This is a genomic window from Pseudomonas sp. 382, from assembly GCF_002759075.1.
In the GTDB taxonomy this organism is placed as follows: domain Bacteria; phylum Pseudomonadota; class Gammaproteobacteria; order Pseudomonadales; family Pseudomonadaceae; genus Aquipseudomonas; species Aquipseudomonas vlassakiae.
On record NZ_PEMX01000001.1, the window covers coordinates 157,364 to 176,685 of the forward strand.

17 protein-coding genes are annotated in these 19,322 nt (G+C 65.6%); 4 read left to right on the forward strand and 13 right to left on the reverse strand.

Annotation, left to right across the window (positions count from 1 at the left end; all coding sequences use genetic code 11):
- Nucleotides 1–37: 37 nt before the first annotated feature.
- Nucleotides 38–763 carry a hypothetical protein gene (locus CQW31_RS00820; protein WP_054887091.1) on the forward strand — a complete coding sequence of 242 codons (726 nt, stop codon included), beginning with the start codon at nucleotides 38–40 and terminating at the stop codon, nucleotides 761–763.
- A gap of 120 nt (nucleotides 764–883) precedes the next feature.
- On the opposite strand, the gene CQW31_RS00830 is transcribed toward CQW31_RS00820, so the two are convergent.
- Entirely contained in the window at nucleotides 884–1,321 is a 438-nt protein-coding gene (locus tag CQW31_RS00830; protein WP_099813466.1) for a carboxymuconolactone decarboxylase family protein, read from the reverse strand.
- Nucleotides 1,322–1,520: 199 nt separating this feature from the next.
- On the opposite strand from CQW31_RS00830, the gene CQW31_RS00835 reads away from it, so the two are divergent.
- On the forward strand, nucleotides 1,521–2,714 hold the full coding sequence (locus CQW31_RS00835) for a cyanate transporter (protein WP_099813467.1): 1,194 nt from the start codon (nucleotides 1,521–1,523) through the stop codon (nucleotides 2,712–2,714).
- Here the strand turns inward: CQW31_RS00835 and CQW31_RS00840 are convergent.
- The 7 genes from CQW31_RS00840 to glcD form a co-directional block, all read right to left on the reverse strand.
- Nucleotides 2,707–4,140 (reverse strand): PLP-dependent aminotransferase family protein, encoded by a 1,434-nt coding sequence (locus CQW31_RS00840; RefSeq protein ID WP_099813468.1) that lies wholly within the window; start codon nucleotides 4,138–4,140, stop codon nucleotides 2,707–2,709. The genes CQW31_RS00835 and CQW31_RS00840 overlap by 8 nt on opposite strands.
- Nucleotides 4,141–4,179: 39 nt before the next feature.
- Nucleotides 4,180–4,518, reverse strand: a complete 339-nt coding sequence (locus tag CQW31_RS00845; RefSeq protein WP_054887087.1) for a hypothetical protein — start codon at nucleotides 4,516–4,518, stop codon at nucleotides 4,180–4,182.
- 176 nt (nucleotides 4,519–4,694) lie between these two features.
- A complete protein-coding gene (locus CQW31_RS00850; RefSeq protein WP_099813469.1) occupies nucleotides 4,695–6,863 on the reverse strand; it encodes a malate synthase G in 2,169 nt (722 codons plus the stop codon).
- Nucleotides 6,864–7,013: 150 nt separating this feature from the next.
- Complete coding sequence (locus tag CQW31_RS00855; RefSeq protein ID WP_054887085.1) at nucleotides 7,014–7,412, reverse strand: heme-binding protein; 399 nt, start codon at nucleotides 7,410–7,412, stop codon at nucleotides 7,014–7,016.
- Nucleotides 7,405–8,640, reverse strand: a complete 1,236-nt coding sequence (gene glcF / locus CQW31_RS00860; protein WP_099813470.1) for a glycolate oxidase subunit GlcF — start codon at nucleotides 8,638–8,640, stop codon at nucleotides 7,405–7,407. Before glcF ends, CQW31_RS00855 begins: the two co-directional genes overlap by 8 nt.
- A 10-nt stretch (nucleotides 8,641–8,650) precedes the next feature.
- The gene (gene glcE / locus CQW31_RS00865) at nucleotides 8,651–9,703 is read right to left on the reverse strand and encodes a glycolate oxidase subunit GlcE (RefSeq protein ID WP_054887083.1); all 1,053 of its coding nucleotides are present in this window, start codon (nucleotides 9,701–9,703) and stop codon (nucleotides 8,651–8,653) included.
- Nucleotides 9,703–11,202 carry a glycolate oxidase subunit GlcD gene (glcD, locus tag CQW31_RS00870; RefSeq protein WP_054887082.1) on the reverse strand — a complete coding sequence of 500 codons (1,500 nt, stop codon included), beginning with the start codon at nucleotides 11,200–11,202 and terminating at the stop codon, nucleotides 9,703–9,705. The genes glcE and glcD overlap by 1 nt, the downstream gene beginning before the upstream one ends.
- Nucleotides 11,203–11,397: 195 nt before the next feature.
- Between glcD and glcC the strand changes: the two genes are divergently transcribed.
- Nucleotides 11,398–12,162, forward strand: coding sequence for a transcriptional regulator GlcC (glcC, locus tag CQW31_RS00875; protein ID WP_099813471.1), 765 nt, complete (start codon nucleotides 11,398–11,400; stop codon nucleotides 12,160–12,162).
- Nucleotides 12,163–12,278: 116 nt separating this feature from the next.
- Here glcC and CQW31_RS00880 read toward each other — a convergent pair whose 3' ends face one another.
- From CQW31_RS00880 to CQW31_RS00895, 4 genes are all read right to left on the reverse strand, one after another.
- Nucleotides 12,279–13,511 (reverse strand): M20/M25/M40 family metallo-hydrolase, encoded by a 1,233-nt coding sequence (locus CQW31_RS00880; RefSeq protein ID WP_099813472.1) that lies wholly within the window; start codon nucleotides 13,509–13,511, stop codon nucleotides 12,279–12,281.
- Nucleotides 13,512–13,633: 122 nt separating this feature from the next.
- Nucleotides 13,634–13,951, reverse strand: coding sequence for a DUF2388 domain-containing protein (locus CQW31_RS00885; protein ID WP_054887188.1), 318 nt, complete (start codon nucleotides 13,949–13,951; stop codon nucleotides 13,634–13,636).
- Nucleotides 13,952–14,058: 107 nt separating this feature from the next.
- Nucleotides 14,059–14,646, reverse strand: coding sequence for a hypothetical protein (locus tag CQW31_RS00890; RefSeq protein ID WP_178075544.1), 588 nt, complete (start codon nucleotides 14,644–14,646; stop codon nucleotides 14,059–14,061).
- Between the two features lie 113 nt (nucleotides 14,647–14,759).
- Nucleotides 14,760–15,668 carry a LysR family transcriptional regulator gene (locus CQW31_RS00895; RefSeq protein WP_054887186.1) on the reverse strand — a complete coding sequence of 303 codons (909 nt, stop codon included), beginning with the start codon at nucleotides 15,666–15,668 and terminating at the stop codon, nucleotides 14,760–14,762.
- Nucleotides 15,669–16,016: 348 nt separating this feature from the next.
- Between CQW31_RS00895 and katG the strand changes: the two genes are divergently transcribed.
- Entirely contained in the window at nucleotides 16,017–18,272 is a 2,256-nt protein-coding gene (katG, locus tag CQW31_RS00900; RefSeq protein ID WP_054887185.1) for a catalase/peroxidase HPI, read from the forward strand.
- A 47-nt stretch (nucleotides 18,273–18,319) separates the two neighbouring features.
- Here katG and CQW31_RS00905 read toward each other — a convergent pair whose 3' ends face one another.
- Nucleotides 18,320–19,225: an AraC family transcriptional regulator gene (locus CQW31_RS00905; protein WP_054887184.1), complete on the reverse strand. Its 906-nt coding sequence runs from the start codon at nucleotides 19,223–19,225 to the stop codon at nucleotides 18,320–18,322.
- Nucleotides 19,226–19,322: the final 97 nt, after the last annotated feature.

A 19,322-nucleotide genomic window follows, 5' to 3' on the forward strand; every position in this document is an offset into this window, starting at 1 on the left:
TTCGATCTTCCGTGCCGTAACAGAAGGAACCGCACCGTTGAGTTGGGACAAAGTCGGCAAACGTCTGATCGCCATGCTGCTTGGCCTGATGGTCATCCTGGTGGCTTATATGCTGCTCAAGCCCCAGTCACGGCTCGAGGCGACCTTGACCTACGCTTACCTGACCTATCCCAGCCAGTTCAGCGAGCGCATCAGCCGGGCCAACGCGCAGCTCAAGTACGAGCAGTTGCAGCCGCGCATCAACACCATCAGCGACGGCGCATTGAACCCGTATCAGGTGGACAAGCTGATCGAACTGGCCCAGGCACCTTATGCGCAGCTGTTCGCCAAACCCTTCGAAGCCGGGTTGGTCGACCACCGTACTGGCTTGCTCATCGACCTGCACACCCGTGGCGACAGTGATGTGCGTGAGGTGAAGATCCGGCTGCCGGCCAAGGGCCTGGTGCAGGTACGCGATGGGTCGGGTAACGACACCCTGTACGAGGCGGCGACGGCGCAGGTAGAGATACCGGCCATCAAGAAGGGCAGCGAGTGCCGGGTCTGGGTGTATTTCGACGCCGACTACGCACAGATTCGCCAGGGTGGCATCGGTGTCAGTTTTGCTGGTGGCGAGGCCACTGTGCGGGTCTACCGTGAATTCACTGGGTTCCCGGCGCTGGTGGCACGCTACAGCCGCGAGTTGGTGGGGTTGCTCGCGGCATTGATGCTCAGCGTGCTGGGGATGGGGTACGCCTGCCTGGCCCGGCGGCGCGCCCTGGCCTGAGCATTCCTGCACCGGCCTCTTCGCGGGCTTGCCCGCTCCCACAGGTACTGCACAAGGCTTGAGAGCTGTGGTGTCCCTGTGGGAGCGGGCAAGCCCGCGAAGAGGCCGGTACAGGATCACTCAGGCTGGAACCATGGCAAAGCCCACGCCAAAGCGGTTCCAGGCGTTGATGGTGGCGATGGCCAAGGTCAGGTTGGCCAGCTCGGCCGGCTCGAAGTGCTGCTGCAGCGCTTCGTATTCTGCTTGCGGGGCGCCACGCTCGGGCAGACGGGTCAGGCATTCCACCCAGGCCAGCGCGGCACGTTCACGCGGGGTGAAATAGTTCGTGTCCTGCCAGGCGCACAGGGTCTGCAAGCGCGCCTCGGTCTCGCCGGCCTTGCGCGCGTCATTGGCATGCATGTTCACGCAGTAGGCGCAGCCGTTGATCTGCGAAGCCCGCAGGCGCACCAGCTCCAGCAGTGAGTTTTCCAGGCCACTCTTGGCCAGGGCCTGCTCCAGGCCGACCATGGCCTTGTAGGCCTCCGGCGCGTGTTTGGCCCATTCGATACGGTTGTGCATGACGTGCTCCAGGGATGTGTGTGGACATGGCGCTACCTTAGCGCCGAGCGGTGACTGGCCCGATAGCCAATCGCGCGCTTTGCCGGGAGGCCAATCGGGCCATTAAGGTGGCCACTGACCTGCATCCAATCTCTTCATTTCTTCCCTGACTGCCTGGACAGGATAATGGCCGGGTCTTGCTTGGGAGTTTCGATACGTGATGAGAGGGGCGTTGAACCTGTTGCTGGTGATCTTGCTGGCATTGAACCTGAGACCGATCCTGACCAGTATTGGCCCGTTGCTCGAGCCGATGCGCGCCAGCACCGGGCTGGGCTACCAGCAGGCGGCATTGCTGACGGCGTTGCCGGTACTGTGCATGGGCCTGGTGCCGTTGTTGCAGCCCTGGCTGCGGCGCTGGGTCAGCGAACATGGCGGCATGCTCGCCGGCCTTGGCGCCATTGCCCTGGCCTGCCTGTGGCGGCTGCAACTGGACAGCGCCTGGGCGCTGATCGCCAGTGCGGTACTGGCCGGGTTGGGCGTGGCGGTGGTGCAGGGCATGATGCCGGGCTTGGTCAATCGCTGGTTCCCCGGCCGCCTGGCCGGGACCATGGGCCTGTACTCGGCGGCGCTGATGTGTGGCGGCGGCCTGGCTGCGGTGCTCGGCCCGTCTATCAGCGAGTACTTCGGCCACTGGCAGGCCGGGCTGGGCTTGTGGGCGATCCCGGCGCTGCTGGCGGTGCTGGCCTGGGCCGTGCTGCGGCCCCGGGCACAGGCACCGAAGCTGGCCGGCGCCGCTGGCGGGCACTGGTTCGGCACGCGGCGGGCCTGGCTGCTGGCGCTGTACTTCGGCCTGATCAATGGCGGCTATACCAGCATGGTCGCCTGGCTACCGGCCTACCACCTGGAGCACGGTGGCACGGCGCAGGGCGGTGGCGGCCTGGTCGGCCTGATGACCATTTTCCAGGTGTGCGGTGCCCTGGGCCTGCCGCTGTTGCTGCGCGGCGTTGCTGACCGGCGCCCGGGCTTGTGGCTGGCACTGTCGATCCAGCTGGCGGGCTTCCTTGGCTTGCTGCTGGCACCGACGCTGGCCATGGGCCTGTGGGTAGCGCTGATCGGCTTTGGCTTGGGCGCTTGCTTCAGCCTGAGCCTGACCTTGACCCTGGAGCACCTCCAGACGCCCGCTGAAGCCGGCAGCCTGGCGGCCTTCGTGCAGGGCATCGGCTTCATCATCACCGGCATCATCCCGTACATCACCGGTTGGTTGCGGGATGTCAGCGGTGATTTCCAGGCATCGTGGACGCTGCTGACCGTCACCGTGCTGGCGATGCTGCTGGTGACCGCCTGTTTCGCCCCACGCGGCTACGCAGCGGCCATCGCCCGGCCGCGGCAGGCTGGCGAGGCGGCGCTCAACTGAGACGTTGCAAGGTATCGCGGACGCGGTCCAGTGCCGGGTCGATGTCCAGCAGCTCGATGGCGCCGAAGCCCAGCAGCAACCCTTGGCGCACGGGCGCTTCGCTGAAGAACGGCGCCAGCGAGTACAGGCCCACCTCCACCTTGCGGGCGAGGTTGGCCAGCAACTCGACATCCACCCCAGGCCGCGCCAGCGCGCTCAGGTGGAACCCTGCATTGGCGGGCACGGCGCTGAACCAGGGCGCCAGGTCGCCGTCCAGCCGCGCCAGTATGCGTTCGCGGCGGCCGCTGTAGATGTCATGGCAGCGGCGGATATGCTTGTTCAGGTGGCCCTCGCCAATGAACCGAGCCAGGGCCCACTGCAGCAAGGTCGGGCTGTGCCAGTCGCTCAGGTGCTTGGCCACGCAGGCGGCGCTGAGCACTGCCGGAGGCAGCACCGCGTAACCCAGGCGCAGCTCTGGCAGCAAGGTCTTGGAAAAGGTCCCGACATACGCCACCAGCCCTTGCCGGTCGAGGCGCTGCAGCGCATCGGCGGCCTGGCCCTGGTAGCGGAATTCGCAGTCGTAGTCGTCCTCGATGATCAACGCGCCTAGCTCGGCGGCCCGCGCCAGCAAGGCATGACGGCGGGCCTCGCTCATCGGCATGCCGAGCGGAAACTGGTGCGAAGGCGTCACGTAGATCAGCCGAGTGCCCTCGGCGACGTGAGAAACGCACAGTCCCTCATCGTCCACCGGCACGGATTGCAGCTTTGCCCCCAGGGCGAGGAACAGCTGGCGTGCGGGCGGGTAGCCGGGATCTTCCATGGCCACCTGGCAGCCGGGCTCGACCAGTACCCGGGCGATCAGGTCCAGGGCCTGTTGGGCGCCATTGCACACCAGTACATCTGCCCCATTGCAATGCACGCCACGGGCGTAGGCGATATGGCGGGCAATGGCCTCGCGCAGTTCGGGCAAGCCCTGGGCGGCAAACTGCCGCTCGGGGTGTCGCTGGCTGCGGCGCAGCGCGTAGTTCAGGCAACTGCGCCACTGGTCGAAGGGGAACTGCGCCTTGTTCGAGGCACCGCCGATGAAGTCATAGCGCGACGGGGCTTCCTGGGTGCGCCTGGCAAGTACCGTGGCGCGTTGCTGCCAGCGCTCCAGGGCGGCGGCAGCGGCCAGGGGCACGGTGGAGGGTTCATGGGTGCGCAGCGCTTGGCGCGGGGTGATGAAGGTGCCGCGGCCGACCACGCCGCTGAGCAGGTTGTCGTAGGTCAACCGCGAATAGGCCTCGGCCACGGTCTTGCGCGACACGCCCAGTTGCTCGGCCAGCAGCCGGGTCGGCGGCAGTTGCGTGCCGGCGGCCAGGTGGCCGCTGTCGATGCCGGCGCGCAGTTGCTGGTAGAGCTGGTCGGCCAGGCCTTTGCGGCCGTCCAGGCGGATATGCAGTTCCATGATCGCTGTCCCAGGCACGAGAGTGCTGAGGATAGCGGATCAGAACCGTGCGGTGCTCACCGTGATGTAGCCCTTGTCGTTGAGGTCGATGCAGATCACCGTTTCATCCGCCGAAGCCTTGCGTTTCTGCTTGATGCGCACGCCCTTCACGCCGATGGCGCGCATCCGGTGGCGGATGGCTCGCCCGCAGGGATCGAAGAAGATCTCGCTGGCAAGCAGTTCGATGCGCTCGACCAGTTGCCGGGTGTATTCGTCGGTTGCACAAAAGAACAGCACGCCTGACAGGTGTGGGTCGTCGTCCGGGTTGTTGACGTCGTGGGCCAGCAGCTCGCGCAGGGCACTGCGCAGTTCGGCCTGGGTGCGGGAATCTGGGTGCATGCGCAGGGTCCTCTGTGGCGAAGACGTCGATCATGTTTTGACCGACCCAAGGGCGGCAAGTAAGGCACTTCGGAATGCGCTGTGGGAATTTTCTGTGAATCCCAAGAAGGTGAGAATGCCGACCCGCAGCGGCGCAGCCTGCACTACGCAGCGGGTGGGCATTTCCACGAAGGTTGTTACTGCTCAGCCTCCTGCTTGAACTTCAAACGCCACCCATGCAGCAACGGCTCGGTATACCCGCCAGGTTGCTCACGCCCCTTGAACACCAGCTCCTGTGCTGCACGGTATGCATGCGAGCCCGCGAAATTACCGGCCATCGGCCGGTACGCCGGATCCCCGGCATTTTGCTGGTCCACCACCTTGGCCATGCGCTGCAAGGTCGTCTCGACCTGATCACTGCCGACCACCCCGTGATGCAGCCAGTTGGCGATGTGCTGGGCCGAGATGCGCAAGGTGGCACGGTCTTCCATCAACCCCACGTCGTGGATGTCCGGCACCTTCGAGCACCCGACGCCTTGCTCCACCCAGCGCACGACATACCCCAGGATGCCCTGGCAGTTGTTGTCCAGCTCGGCCTGGATATCCTCGGCATTCCAGGGCCGGTCCGGGCTGACCGGGATGCTCAGCAGGTCATGCAGCAACTGTTCGCGCTCGGCGTTCAGGTCGACGCTTTCCAGTTGCGCCTGTACAGCCGGCACGTCCACCTGGTGATAATGCAGCGCATGCAAGGTCGCGGCAGTCGGTGAGGGCACCCAGGCGGTGTTGGCGCCGGCGCGGGGCTGGGCGACCTTCTGCTCGAGCATGGCCGCCATCAGGTCAGGCATGGCCCACATGCCCTTGCCGATCTGCGCCTTGCCGCGCAGGCCGCAGGCCAGGCCCACCAGCACGTTGCTGCGTTCGTAGGCCTGGATCCAGGCGCTGCCTTTCATGTCGCCCTTGCGCAGCATGGCGCCGGCTTCCATGGCGCTGTGCATCTCGTCGCCGGTGCGGTCGAGGAACCCGGTGTTGATGAACACCACCCGCGCTCCCGCGCTGGCGATGCAGGCCGCGAGGTTGACGCTGGTGCGCCGCTCTTCGTCCATGATGCCCATCTTCAAGGTGTGCCGGGGCAGGCCCAGCAGGTCCTCGACACGGCCGAACAGTTGGTCGGCGAAGGCCACTTCGGCCGGGCCATGCATCTTCGGCTTGACGATGTACAGGCTGCCTTCGCGGGAGTTGCCGCGACGCTTGAGGTCGTGCAGACCGATCAGGCTGGTGACCACGGCGTCAAGGATGCCCTCGGGGATCTCCCGGCCATCGCGGTCGTGGATCGCCGGGTTGGTCATCAGGTGGCCGACGTTACGGATGAACAGCAGCGAGCGGCCGGGCAGGGTCAGTGGCTGGCCATCCGCACCCTGATATTCGCGGTCCTTGGCCAGCATGCGGGTGAAGGTCTCGCCACCCTTGCTGACCTGCTCGCTGAGGTCGCCCTTCATCAGCCCCAGCCAGTTGCGGTAGACATTCACCTTGTCCTCGGCATCCACTGCCGCCACCGAGTCCTCGCAGTCGATGATGGTGGTCAACGCCGCTTCGATGAGGATGTCCTTGACCCCGGCGGGGTCGGCTTTGCCGATGGTGCTGGTTGGGTCGACCTGGATTTCGACATGCAGGCGATGGTGTTGCAGCAGGATGGCCGTTGGTTGGCCGGGTTGGCCTTGATAGCCGCGCAGCTGCGCAGGCTCCGCGAGGCCGACCTGGCGGCCATCGCGCAAGGTCACCGACAGGTTGCCCTGGTCGACCGTGTAGGTCTGGGCGTCGGTGTGGGAAGCACCTGCGAGCGGTGCCGAGCGGTCGAGGAATTCCCGGCCGAAAGCAATGACCTTGGCGCCGCGCTCCGGGTTGTAGCCCTGGCCGCGCCCGGCGCTGTCACTGTCGGGGATGGCGTCGGTACCGTACAGGGCGTCATACAGCGAGCCCCAGCGGGCGTTGGCGGCGTTCAGCGCGTAGCGGGCATTGCTCAGCGGCACTACCAGTTGCGGGCCGGCCTGCTCGGCGATTTCGCGGTCGACCTGGTTGGTGCTGATGCGCACGTGCTGCGGGGTTTCAACGAGGTAGCCGATGCGGCGCAGGAACGCCTGGTAGGCAGCCATGTCACGGATCGGGCCCGGGTGCTGGCGGTGCCAGTTGTCCAGTTCGTGCTGCAGGCGCTCGCGTTCGGCGAGCAGCTCGCGGTTGCGTGGGGCCAGGTCGTGGACCAGGGTGCTGAAGCCTTGCCAGAAGCTGGCGGCGTCGATGCCGGTGCCAGGCAGCACTTCATCCTCGATGAAGCGTTGCAGGATCGGGGCGACTTTGAGTGGATGGGGCATTGTCTTCTCGCTCAGTGTACAGATTCAGAGAATGTGCTGCTTGTGCCGGCCTCTTCGCGGCTAAAGCCGCTCCTACAGGTACTGAGCAACCGTTGAAACCTGTGCTGTCCCTGTGGGAGCGGGTTCACCCGCGAAGGGTGCGGCGCCGATTCAAAGGGCCGCCACGCCCGCCTTGGCTACCTGGGCATCCTGCTCGGGCTTGACCCCGGACACGCCGACGGCGCCCACCACCTGGCCGTCGACCAGCACGGGCACGCCGCCTTCCAGGCTGGTCAGCAGTGGCGCGGTGACAAAGGCGGTACGCCCGCCATTGACCATTTGCTCGAAGTCGCGGGTTTCCTTGCGCCCCAGGGCGGCACTGCGGGCCTTTTCCATGGCTATGTAGGCACTCGACGGGGCACAGCCGTCCATACGCTCCAGGGCCAGCGGGTGGCCGCCGTCGTCGACCACGGCGATGGTCACCTTCCACTGTTGCGCCTGGGCTTGCTGGCGGGCGGCGGCGAGCAGGCGGCTCACTTCCGCCTGGCCGATCACGGGTTTGCTATGCATGGCTGTTCTCCTGGCTCAAGGCTGCTTCGACGATTTCGATCCAGTGCCGCACCGGCGTGCGCCCGGCCCCGTCGAGGTGGGTCTGGCAGCCGATGTTGGCGGTAGCGATGACCTGTGGTTTGCCGCTTTCCAGCGCGTTCAGGCGGTTGTCGCGCAATTGCCGCGACAGCACCGGCTGGGTCAGCGAATAGGTGCCGGCCGAGCCGCAGCACAGGTGGCCGTCCGGCACTGCGGTAAGGGTGAAGCCCAGGCGCGTCAGCAGGCTTTCGACCTGGCCGCCGAGCTTGAGCGCATGTTGCAGGGTGCAAGGGCAATGTAAGGCCAGGCGCTGGTCGGCGCACAGGCCGAGTTGTTCGACCGGTTCGTCGCGCAGCACTTCGACCAGGTCCCGCGACAGGGCACTGACCCGTGCAGCCTTGGTGGCGTAACGCGGGTCGTGTGCCAGCAGGTGACCGTAGTCACGCACGAAGGCACCGCAGCCACTGGCGGTCTGCACGATGGCTTCGGCGCCGGCCTCGATGGCCGGCCACCAGGCATCGATGTTGCGCCGGGCGCGCTCCAGGCCTTGTTCCTGGGCATTGAGGTGGTAGTCCACCGCACCGCAGCAGCCGGCTTCAGCCGCCGGCTCCACGCTGATCCCCAGGCGGTCCAGCAGGCGCGCGGTGGCGGCGTTGGTATTGGGCGACAAGGCGGCCTGCACGCAACCTTCGAGCAGCAGGATGCGCCGCGCATGGCGGGGCACGGGCCGTTCGCCGGGGGGCGTCACCTGGGCCGGCAGCTTGCTCTTCAGTTCGGCCGGCAGCAACGGCCGCAGGGCTTGGCCCGTGCGCGTCAGGGCCTTGAACAGCGCCGGGCGTGGCACCACTGCGCGCAGGCCCTGGCGCAGCAGGCGCTGGCCGAGCGGGCGCGGTACCCGCTGCTCGACCACGGCGCGGCCGATGTCCAGCAGGTCGTGGTACTTGACCCCCGACGGGCAGGTGGTTTCGCAGTTGCGGCAGGTCAGGCAACGGTCCAGGTGCAGTTGCGTGCTGGCGGTGACCGGCGCGCCTTCGAGCACCTGCTTGATCAGGTAGATACGCCCCCGTGGCCCGTCCAGTTCATCGCCGAGCAACTGGTAGGTCGGGCAGGTGGCCGTGCAGAAACCGCAGTGTACGCAGGTGCGCAGGATGCTTTCGGCTTCCTCGCCGCGGGGCAGGCGCTTGGCGCTTTCGCTCAGGTTGGTTTGCATGGGCGTGGCCTCACAGTTCCGGGTACAGGCGGCCAGGGTTGAATACGCCCTGGGGATCGAGTTGTTGCTTGAGCGCGAGGTGGTAGCGCAGCAGCGCCGCTGGCAGCGGCGCGCTGCTGTCGTCGCCGGGGGCATAGAGGGTGGCGTGGCCGCCGGCCCTGGCCGCTTGTTCGCGGATCAACTGCACCGGTGCCGTCGACTTCAGCCAGCGTTGCGCGCCGCCCCAGTCGATGAGCTGCTGCCCCGGCAAGTCGAGTTCGCCGCTGGCGGTCGGGACCGACAGCCGCCATAGCGGCGCCGGGTCGCAGAAGAAGGCCAGGCGCTGTTCGCGCAGGTCACTCCAGAAACGGCTGTCCAGCACTTCGCCGCCCAGGCGCTGGCGGGCCGACTGGACCGAGCCTTCACCCCCTTCCAGGCGCAGGTGCAGTGCTTCGCCATCGTGGCAGGCGGCGCTTATCGGCAGCGGCTGCTGGCCCCATTCGGCCAGTTCGGCCAAGGCCTGGTGGCGGTCCATCGGCAGGCGCAGGCTGAGGCATTCGCGTGGGCGTGGCAGTACCTTCAGCGACACTTCGGTCAACACCCCGAGGCAGCCAAAGCTGCCGGCCATCAGCCGCGAGACGTCATAGCCGGCAACGTTCTTCATCACTTCGCCACCAAAACGCAGTAGCTTGCCGTGCCCGGTGATGACCCGCGTGCCGAGTACGTAGTCACGTACCGACCCGGCCCATGGCCGGCGCGGGCCGGACAACCCGGCCGCGACCATGCCGCCCAGGGTCGCCTCGGCGCCCAGGTGCGGCGGTTCGCAGGGCAGCATTTGCCCGGCCTCGTGCAGCGCCGCCTCGATCTCCAGCAACGGCGTGCCAGCCCGGGCGGTGAGCACCAGCTCGGTCGGGTCGTAGCTGACGATGCCCCGGTGGTTGCGGGTATCGAGGATTTCGCCGGCCACCGGGCGGCCGAGCATGGCCTTGCTGTTGCCACCCTGGATGCGCAGCGGCGTGCCCTGGTTGAGGGCCTGGTTGACCTGTTCGAGCAGGTCCGGGCTCATGTCGCGGTCCATGCTCATCAGAAGCGCTCCAGTTCGGGGAAGGGCAATTGCCCGTGGTGCACGTGCAGCGCACCGAACTCGGCGCAGCGGTGCAGGGTGGGGATGTTCTTGCCCGGGTTGAGCAGCCCTTGCGGGTCGAATGCCGCCTTGACGGCATGGAACAGGGTGATTTCGTCGCTGTTGAACTGCGCGCACATCTGGTTGATCTTCTCGCGGCCTACGCCGTGCTCGCCGGTGATGCTGCCGCCCACCGCCACGCACAATTCGAGGATCCGCCCGCCGATGGCCTCGGCGCGTTCCAGCTCGCCAGGCAGGTTGGCATCGAACAGGATCAGCGGGTGCATGTTGCCATCGCCGGCATGGAACACGTTGGCCACGCGCAGGCCATATTCCTCGCTCAGTTCACTGATGCCCTTGAGCACCCGTGGCAGCTCGCGCCGCGGGATGGTGCCGTCCATGCAGTAGTAGTCCGGGGAAATCCGCCCCACCGCCGGGAAGGCATTCTTGCGCCCGGCCCAGAAGCGCACACGCTCGGCTTCGTCGCAGGCCAGGCGCACTTCACGGGCACCGGCTTGCTTGAGCACGTCGGCCACCCGCGCGCAGTCATCCTGGACGTCTGCTTCGACACCATCCAGCTCGCACAAGAGGATGGCGGCCGCGTCCACCGGGTAGCCGGCGTGGATGAAATCCTCGGCGGCGCGGATCGCCAGGTTGTCCATCATCTCCAGGCCACCGGGGATGATGCCGGCGGCGATGATCTCGGCTACGGCGCGGCCGGCGTCCTCGACGCTATCGAAGCTGGCCAGCAGAACCCGCGCCACCTGGGGTTTGGGCAGCAGTTTGACGGTCACTTCGGTAACGATGCCGAGCATGCCCTCGGAGCCGGTGAACAGCGCCAGCAGGTCGAAGCCCGGGCTGTCGAGGGCGTCGCTGCCCAAGGTCAGGCGTTCGCCCTCGACGGTGAGGATTTCGACCTTGAGCAGGTTGTGCACGGTCAGGCCGTACTTCAGGCAGTGCACGCCACCGGCGTTTTCGGCGACGTTGCCGCCGATCGAGCAGGCGATTTGCGAAGAAGGGTCGGGTGCGTAGTACAGGCCATGGGGCGCGGCCGCCTGGGAAATGGCCAGGTTGCGTACACCGGGCTGCACCCGGGCGAAACGCCCTTGCGGGTTGACTTCGAGAATGCGGTTGAAGCGTGCCATCACCAGCAGGATGCCCTTGGCCAGTGGCAGGGCACCGCCCGACAGGCCGGTCCCGGCGCCGCGCGCCACCACCGGCACGCCACGCAGGTGGCAGAGCCTGAGCAAGGTCTGCACCTGTTCCAGGCGTTCGGGCAGCACCACCAGCAGCGGCACAGTGCGGTAGGCCGAGAGGCCGTCGCATTCATACGGCTTGAGATCTTCCGCCCGATGCAGGATCTCCAGGTCGGGGAGTGCATCGCGCAACGCCTGTAACAGCGCGGGCTGATCCACGGCGGGCAGCGCGCCGTCGACACGTTCGTCGTAGAGGATGTTCATGAGGCTCACTCAGCGGCAATTTTTGTTGTTGTGGGCAAACCGGACGCTTTGCAGCCTGCGCGTTTGGCCGGGAGCGGTCGAGGGCATAGGGCACTGGTCCTACCAGTTTTTCCGTTGGGGGCTGGTTATCCATGGCTTCGACCGGCTAGATTGGTGTCGGCGCAGGGCAGTGGTCCTACCAGTTGGAGTGTGCTAATGGGGATTGAAGGCAAGGCCAAGGTCGCAGACCAGGTGGCCGAGCGAGTGGAGCGGCTGATCGTCGAAGGTGTGCTCAAGGTCGGCCAGGCCTTGCCATCGGAACGGCGGCTGGTGGAAAAGCTCGGTTGCTCGCGGTCGGCATTGCGTGAGGGCCTGCGCATCTTGCGTGGACGCGGCATCATCGACACCGAGCAGGGGCGCGGTTCGTTCGTTGCCGACCTGGCCGGGCAGGCGGGGGCCACACCGTTGATGCACCTGTTCAGCTCACAGCCGCGCACGCTGTTCGACTTGCTGGAAGTGCGCGCCTTGCTGGAGGCGGAATCGGCACGCCTGGCGGCGTTGCGCGCCACCGATGTCGACCGCCTGCTGATCCGCAGGCGCTATGAAGACATGCTCGATGCCCATGCGGCTGCCGAAGTGCTCGACCCACGCGAACATGCCCGGCGTGATCATGCCTTCCATCGGGCGATCAGCGAGGCGTCACACAATCCGGTGCTGGTGCATACCTTGCAGTCATTGAGCGACCTGACCTTGAGTACGGTGTTCGCCTCGGTCAACAACCTGTATTGCCGCCCTGCGCAAAAGCGCCAGATCGACCGCCAGCATGCGCGCTTGTATCACGCGGTGATGGAGCAATTGCCCGAGCAGGCGCAGCGGGCAGCGCGCGAACATATCAACGGGATTCGCGACAGCTTGCGGGAGATCGAGCAGGAAGAGCAACGCCTGGTCAGGGCGACGATGCGCATGGATGGTTGGGGCTGAGTTTTGCCTGTACTGGCCTCTTCGCGGGCACGCCCGCTCCCACAGAGAACACACATTTTCATGTGTTGCCCTGTGGGAGCGGGTTTATCCGCGAAGAGGCCGGCGCAGGCGATAGATCACTTGGCTAGATGCCTGATCATCGCCACAGTGAGGTAAAGGCGCGGCGCGATGCTGCCCAGTTCGATGTATTCATCGTCCCCATGCAACCCGGCCCCGACCACCCCCAGCGTTTCCAGCACCGCCGGTTTTTCGCTGCCGGGCACGTAGGCATACCCGGCATCGGTGCCGAAGCGCATGGCAATCGGCTCGACCTTGTAGCCAGCTTCTTCGTACAGCTTCTGGGCTGTCTCGGCCAATCGGGTCGAAGCCGGGTTACGCGCCAACGGCGGTCGCCCTTTTTCGACCACGACACTGGCCTGGGTATCGGCCACCAGCTGCTTCTGCACGATGCGTTGGGCGTCGGCCTGTACCCGCTCAGTCTCGCCCAGGTCCGAATAGCGCATGTCCGCTTCGGCGGTGGCCAGGGCCGGAATGATATTGGCCTTTTCGCCGGCCTTGGCCAACGTCCAGTTCACCGTGGTGCCTTTGCTCGCATCGCCCAGGTCCTTGAGCTGGAGTAACTGGTGGGCCAGTTCGGTGAGCGCGTTGCGGCCCTCTTCGGGCGCAGAGCCTGCATGTGATGCACGGCCTTTGACTTCAAGCTTGAGGCGGTTGATGCCGTTGGTGGCGACAGTCACTGCATCCTTGTCCGGTGGCTCGTAAGAGAACACGTAGTCATGCTTGCGGGCCAGTTCGGCTATGATCTGCTTCGACCCGGCAGAGCCCATTTCTTCGTCCGGGTTGAACAGCACGGTGAGCGTGCGGTAGCCCTTGAACTGCTGATCGTTCAGCAACTTCAGCGCGTGCAGGATCATCGCCACACCCCCCTTGGCATCGGCGACGCCCGGGCCGTATGCGCGCTGGCCATCGACCCGGAACGGGCGTTTGGCAACGGTGCCGGGGACGAACACGGTGTCGTAGTGCACCATCAGCAGGAAGTCCTTGCTGCCACTACCTTTGAAGGTGCCGACAATATTGTCGCCGACCGACGGCTTGGCAGGGTGAGTCTGCACCTCGGCGCCCAGTGCCTTGAGGCGCTTCACCAGCTCGGCACTGACTTGCGTCAGGCCCGCTTCGGTACCGGTGCCGGTGTCTACCGAGACCAGGTTCTTGAGGGTTTGCAGGTACGCCGGTTGTTCGTTCTCGGCCTGCTTGAGCAGCTCGTTGGGGGCGGGTTCAGCGGCAGGTGCCTGGGTCCAGGCGATCAGCAGCGCCAAGGCGATGGCGTGGGGAGGGCGGGGCAACGGCATGGGGGCTTCCTTGTTGTAGTGAGTCCTTGAGCCTAGCCACTAAGCTCGATGTCGCTCGGATAAACCAGTACGCACATCAACTCCACCGCTGTTAGAGCCGGTGGAGTCTGCGTGGCAAAAGTTCAATGATGGGCGACCGGATCATCCTGCGAGAGGATTGCCTTTGCCAGCTCTTCGTCACTGGCCTGCAAGCCAGGATGGTCCTTGCGAGCCTGTTCCAGCGCCGATTCCACATAGGCGCCACGAATGGTCCCGCCGCTGGCGACGAAGGCCGACAGCTCGTCCTGTGCGGGGATGATGCGTTTATCGTCCTTGAAGGTCGAATACAGCGAGGCGGAAACACCGGCCGAGGTGGCGACGTCGCCCGCATCGACGCGGGCCAGGGCAGCACCGGCAGGCAGCAGGAGCAGCAGCGCAGGGGCGAGGAGTAGGTGGCGCATGTTGTGTTCTCCAGTAACGTGAAGCACAAGGAAATAAACCACTCACTGCTTAAGAGAGCGGGCGAGGGTCAGGAGTTCCCTGGGTTCTGCCGGAGCGTCGTCGTGGCTCACACCTTGCTGCCCAGCAAGCGCTGCAGCGAAGCATCGAAGTCGCGCAGGGCATCGGCCTTGGCGGCCTGCTCATCTTCCAGCATCCGCGCTACGTTGCTGACATCCTTGTGCGCACGCCCTTCGGCGCGGCCAATGTAGGTCAGCTGGCGGTCGAAGAACCGCGCCACCACCCGGCTCTCGACGTCTGCCGTGGCCAGGCGGCTTTCGCTGTCCAGCAGCACGATCACGTCCGGGTGGTCGGCAAGCAGGCTGTCCAGGTCTTCGTAGAAGGTCACTTCGGCGAACTGCTGGGCCAGCGAATGCGCCAGCCAGTCGTAGGCCTGGCTGCCCCCGCGCAAGGTGGCTACCGGAATGCTGCGCGGCTGCGACCTGGCCACCGCATCGTCACGGTGCTGCTGCAGGTAGCTGAGGGTGCTGTCGGCATTACGCCCGAGCAGCACGGCCACATGCTGCCCCGGGGCCAGGGCGACGCTGGAAATGGCCGTGGCCGAGTAGAAGTGCCCGCAGGGCTGGGCAGCCTGCTGGCCAGCCGGCGCGGCACAACCGCCAAGGGCAGCGAACAGGGCGAGCAGGGCAGCGAGCATGCCGGTTTTCATGGTTAGAGCCTCATCGATCAGTGAATGCCGCCATCTTCCGCCCGTCGCGGCTGCCGCGGAACTTGATGGCATTCATGGTGGCTATCGATGGGGTCGATGAATCAGCTCGGGCGGGCCATGTACTGCAAAATGCGTTCGCGCAGCCAGCGCTCGGCCGGGTCGTTGTCGTGGGCGCCGCTCCACACCATCGACAGCTCGGCCTCGGTGATCTCGAAGGGCGCGGGATCGGCGCGCAGGCTGCCATCGTCTGCCAGGGCGCAGGCGGCATAGTCGGGCACGGTGGCGATCATTTCGGTATTGCGCAGCAGTGCACGCAGGCTGCCGAACTGCGGCACGGCCAGGACCACCTTGCGGCAGCGGCCGATGCGTGCAAGGTCGAGGTCGATGTTGCCGCTCATGTCACCGGAGAACGACACCATCACATGGGGCCGCGCACAGTACTCGTCGAGGGTCAGCGGGCCGGGGCGGTCGTCGGCGCGCAGCACACGCACGCCGATATCGCGCAGCTTGCGGCGTTTGGCGGTGGCGGGCAGGTCGGTGGTGTAGCTTACCCCCACAGAGATCTCACCGCTGGCCAGCAGGCCTGGCATCAGCAGGAAATTGGCCCGGCGCACCACCACGCTGATGTCAGGCGCTTCCTCGCGCAGGGCTTGCAGCAAGGCCGGGAACAGGCCGAACTCGGCATCGTCCGACAGGCCCAGGCGGAACTGGTTGCAACTGCTGGCCGGGTCGAAGTCACGGGCGCGGCTGATCGCAGACGAAATCACGTCCATGGCCGGGCCCAGTTCGGCGAAGATCTGCATGGCCCGCGGGGTGGGCTCCATGGCCCGGCCGCTGCGGATCAGCAGCGGGTCGTCGAACAGCTCGCGCAGGCGGGCAAGGGCGGCGCTGACGGTGGACTGGGTGATGAACAGCTTTTCGCCGACGCGGGTCAGGTTGCGTTCGATCATCAGGGCTTCGAAAAGCACCAGCAGGTTCATGTCGACGCGGCGCAGGTCGTTGCGGTTCATGGGGCTTGGCTCACCGGGCTGGAGGGGTTGGCGGTGTATTGAAGCACGACGCTGAGCGTTGTGCCTTGTATGGATGTGCCGGGGCTATCAGCCCTTAAGAGCCACTCTATTAGAAGTCTGCCCAAGCTCGGCTAGTCTTTCCCCTGGCCCTGCGAAATCCACCTGTGCGCGGCGTGGCAGCACGTGCGTGCAAGACCGCGCCGCACGTGACGTGGGAGCTTCGCCAGCCCCGTGTCGGCACATCACCGACCAGACCTGACGAGGGGTAGGCACGAGCCCATGTGCTCGGCTGAAAGAACACCTGGCAGAGACCGGAAATCTGGATAACCGACCCAAAGGTAACAGCAGATGTCGAACGAATCGAAATGCCCGTTCCATCAAACCGCAGGTGGCGGCACCACCAACCGTGACTGGTGGCCTGACCAGCTCAACCTCAGGATCCTCCATCAACACTCGTCGAAATCCAACCCTGACCCGGATTTCGACTATGCCAAGGCGTTCAAGAGCCTCGATTTCCAGGCCCTGAAAAAAGACCTGACCGCCTTGATGACCGACTCACAGGACTGGTGGCCAGCCGACTTCGGCCACTACGGCCCACTGTTCATTCGCATGGCCTGGCACAGCGCTGGTACCTACCGCATCGGCGATGGCCGTGGCGGTGCCGGCTCCGGTCAGCAGCGTTTCGCGCCGCTCAACAGCTGGCCGGACAACGTCAGCCTGGACAAGGCCCGGCGCCTGCTGTGGCCGATCAAGCAGAAGTATGGCAACAAGATCTCCTGGGCCGACCTGATCGTGCTCACGGGTAACGTCGCCCTGGAATCCATGGGCTTCAAGACCTTTGGCTTCTCTGGCGGCCGCGCCGATGTGTGGGAGCCGGACGAAGACGTGTACTGGGGTTCGGAAAAGGTCTGGCTCGGTGGTGACACCCGTTACGGCAAGGAGCAGGTCAAGGCGCAACCGCCAGGCCAGGGTGACCTGGTCGCGGAGCCACAGAAACATCCCGAGGAACAGAGCCGTGACCTCAGCGGCGAACGCAACCTGGAAAACCCGCTGGCGGCGGTGCAGATGGGGTTGATCTACGTCAACCCGGAAGGCCCGGAAGGCAACCCGGACCCCGTCGCATCAGGCCGGGATATTCGCGAAACGTTCGGCCGGATGGCGATGAACGACGAAGAAACCGTGGCGCTGATCGCGGGCGGCCATGCCTTCGGCAAGACCCACGGTGCCGGCCCGGCCGACAATGTAGGCCCTGAGCCGGAAGCGGCGAGCCTCGAACTGCAGGGCCTCGGCTGGGCCAACAGTTTTGGCACTGGCAAAGGCGGGGATACCATTACCAGCGGCCTGGAGGTGACCTGGACGTCGACGCCGACTCGTTGGAGCAACGAGTACCTCAACAACCTGTTCAACTTCGAGTGGGAACTGACCAAGAGCCCGGCCGGTGCGCACCAGTGGCGACCAAAGGATGGCAAAGGCGCAGGCACCGTGCCGGATGCCCACGATCCGGGCAAGAAGCATGCACCGTCCATGCTCACCTCTGACCTGGCGCTGCGCTTCGACCCGATCTACGGGCCGATCGCCAAGCGCTTCAAGGATAACCCCGACCAGCTGGCCGATGCCTTCGCCCGTGCCTGGTACAAGCTGATCCACCGTGACATGGGCCCGCTGGCGCGCTACCTGGGCCCGGAGATGCCCAACGAAGAGCTGCTGTGGCAAGACCCGCTGCCCAAAGCCGACCACCCGCTGGTGGACGAACAGGACATCGCCGGGCTCAAGGCCAGGATTCTTGCGTCGGGCCTGAGCGTCGCCGAACTGGTGTCCACCGCCTGGGCGGCAGCCTCGACCTTCCGTGGCTCGGACAAGCGCGGGGGTGCCAACGGCGGCCGCCTGCGCCTGGCACCGCAGAAGGACTGGGTGGCCAACCAAGGCACCGGCACGGTGCTGGCGGCGCTGGAGAAGATCCAGAGTGACTTCAATGCCGCAGGCAAGAAAATCTCCCTGGCCGACCTGATCGTCCTCGCCGGTTCTGCCGCCGTGGAAAAGGCGGCCAAGGATGCCGGGCACAATGTCAGCGTTGGCTTCCGGCCGGGCCGTGTCGATGCCTCGCAGGCGCAGACCGACGTCGAGTCGTTTGCCGTGCTTGAGCCGCTGGCTGATGGATTCCGCAACTTCAGCAAGGCCCGCTACAGCGTCAAGGCCGAGAAGCTGTTGCTGGACAAGGCCCAGTTGCTGACCCTGACCGCGCCTGAACTGACCGTGCTGATCGGTGGCCTGCGCGTGCTGGGTGCCAACCATGGCGGCAGCAAGGACGGTGTGTTCACCGACAAGCCTGGCACCCTGAGCAACGACTTCTTCCGCAACCTGCTGGACATGGGCGTGGAATGGAAGCCGACTTCGGCGGACAACGACCGCTTCGAGGGCCGTGATCGCAAGACCGGGCAGGTGAAGTGGACGGGCAGCCGGGTCGACCTGGTTTTCGGCTCGCACGCGCAGTTGCGGGCGCTGAGCGAGGTGTATGGCAGCAGCGATGGCAATGACAAGTTCGTCAAGGACTTCGTGGCGGCCTGGGTAAAAGTGATGGAACTCGATCGCTTCGACCTGAAATAACGTTCTCGCTGACAGCCAGGGGGCGCTTTGCGCCCCCTTTCAGCCGGTCAGCGCTGCTCGTGCTGGCGTCGATATGCCCCTGGTTGCACACCCACGGTCTTGGCAAACGCCCGGGTAAACGCCGCCACCGATTGATACCCCACCTGCGCCCCCACCTGTTCCACGGTATTGCCCGCCTGCAGCAACCGGCAGGCATGGCGCATGCGCAGCGCCAGCAGCACCTGCCCCGGCGACTGCCCAGCCACCTCCACGAAGCGCTTGAAGAACGCCGAGCGCGACAATCCGGTGCAGGCCGCCATGTTCTCCAGTGTCCAGGCCTGGCCAGGCTGTTCGATCAATTGCTCCAGCAACCCGGCGAAGGCCGGCTGACGGGCGAGGGCGACCAGCCCGCCAAGCGACTGCCCGCCATGCACCTGCTGGCGCAGCACATACAGGAACAGCAACTGGGTGAGGCGCTCCAGCATCGTTTGCGAGGGCGAGCGCTGGCACTCCTCCAGAATCAGCCCGAACAATGCCCGCGCCGCATGCCCGGCCGGTTCATCGGCACGCAGCACGATCCAGTCGGCCAGCCCGTCGACGATCAGCGACGACAACCCGGCGCGGAAGTCGAAGAACCCGCATACCAGGCCCACCCCGTCGCTCGCCGTCGCATCCAGTGCCTGCATTTGCTGGCGTGGCTGGTCGCAGGCGGTAATCGGGTCCTGGTCGCTGGACAGTCGATAGCCCAGGTCGCGCAGCAGGAACACGGCATCGCCGGCGGCCAGGCGCACAGCCTCGCTCCGGCCATCGAGGTGCAACCAGCAATGCCCCTGCACCACCAGGTGAAAACTGGCGCGGCCCATGCCTTGGGTGCTGGCATGCCAGCCACCGCAATAGCGGCCGACATGAAACAGGCTGGCATCGAGTTCGAGGCCCTCTAATAACCAATCGACAAGATGGCTGGATGAAATCATCTAATGCAAAGACTCAGGAGCAAGGAAAGGCGACTGATGAATATGGAGGGTAATTCTTATAACCAACAGACTGTAGCGACCTACACGACAGGAGACC

What these genes read in the sequence shown, in the direction of transcription:
- CQW31_RS00830 (WP_099813466.1), bottom strand. Translation starts at nt 1,321, where the DNA reads ATGCACAACCGTATCGAATGGGCCAAACACGCGCCGGAGGCCTACAAG.
- CQW31_RS00835 (WP_099813467.1), top strand. Translation starts at nt 1,521, where the DNA reads ATGAGAGGGGCGTTGAACCTGTTGCTGGTGATCTTGCTGGCATTGAAC.
- CQW31_RS00840 (WP_099813468.1), bottom strand. Translation starts at nt 4,140, where the DNA reads ATGGAACTGCATATCCGCCTGGACGGCCGCAAAGGCCTGGCCGACCAG.
- CQW31_RS00845 (WP_054887087.1), bottom strand. Translation starts at nt 4,518, where the DNA reads ATGCACCCAGATTCCCGCACCCAGGCCGAACTGCGCAGTGCCCTGCGC.
- CQW31_RS00850 (WP_099813469.1), bottom strand. Translation starts at nt 6,863, where the DNA reads ATGCCCCATCCACTCAAAGTCGCCCCGATCCTGCAACGCTTCATCGAG.
- CQW31_RS00855 (WP_054887085.1), bottom strand. Translation starts at nt 7,412, where the DNA reads ATGCATAGCAAACCCGTGATCGGCCAGGCGGAAGTGAGCCGCCTGCTC.
- glcF (WP_099813470.1), bottom strand. Translation starts at nt 8,640, where the DNA reads ATGCAAACCAACCTGAGCGAAAGCGCCAAGCGCCTGCCCCGCGGCGAG.
- glcE (WP_054887083.1), bottom strand. Translation starts at nt 9,703, where the DNA reads ATGAGCATGGACCGCGACATGAGCCCGGACCTGCTCGAACAGGTCAAC.
- glcD (WP_054887082.1), bottom strand. Translation starts at nt 11,202, where the DNA reads ATGAACATCCTCTACGACGAACGTGTCGACGGCGCGCTGCCCGCCGTG.
- glcC (WP_099813471.1), top strand. Translation starts at nt 11,398, where the DNA reads ATGGGGATTGAAGGCAAGGCCAAGGTCGCAGACCAGGTGGCCGAGCGA.
- CQW31_RS00880 (WP_099813472.1), bottom strand. Translation starts at nt 13,511, where the DNA reads ATGCCGTTGCCCCGCCCTCCCCACGCCATCGCCTTGGCGCTGCTGATC.
- CQW31_RS00885 (WP_054887188.1), bottom strand. Translation starts at nt 13,951, where the DNA reads ATGCGCCACCTACTCCTCGCCCCTGCGCTGCTGCTCCTGCTGCCTGCC.
- CQW31_RS00890 (WP_178075544.1), bottom strand. Translation starts at nt 14,646, where the DNA reads ATGCTCGCTGCCCTGCTCGCCCTGTTCGCTGCCCTTGGCGGTTGTGCC.
- CQW31_RS00895 (WP_054887186.1), bottom strand. Translation starts at nt 15,668, where the DNA reads ATGAACCGCAACGACCTGCGCCGCGTCGACATGAACCTGCTGGTGCTT.
- katG (WP_054887185.1), top strand. Translation starts at nt 16,017, where the DNA reads ATGTCGAACGAATCGAAATGCCCGTTCCATCAAACCGCAGGTGGCGGC.
- CQW31_RS00905 (WP_054887184.1), bottom strand. Translation starts at nt 19,225, where the DNA reads ATGATTTCATCCAGCCATCTTGTCGATTGGTTATTAGAGGGCCTCGAA.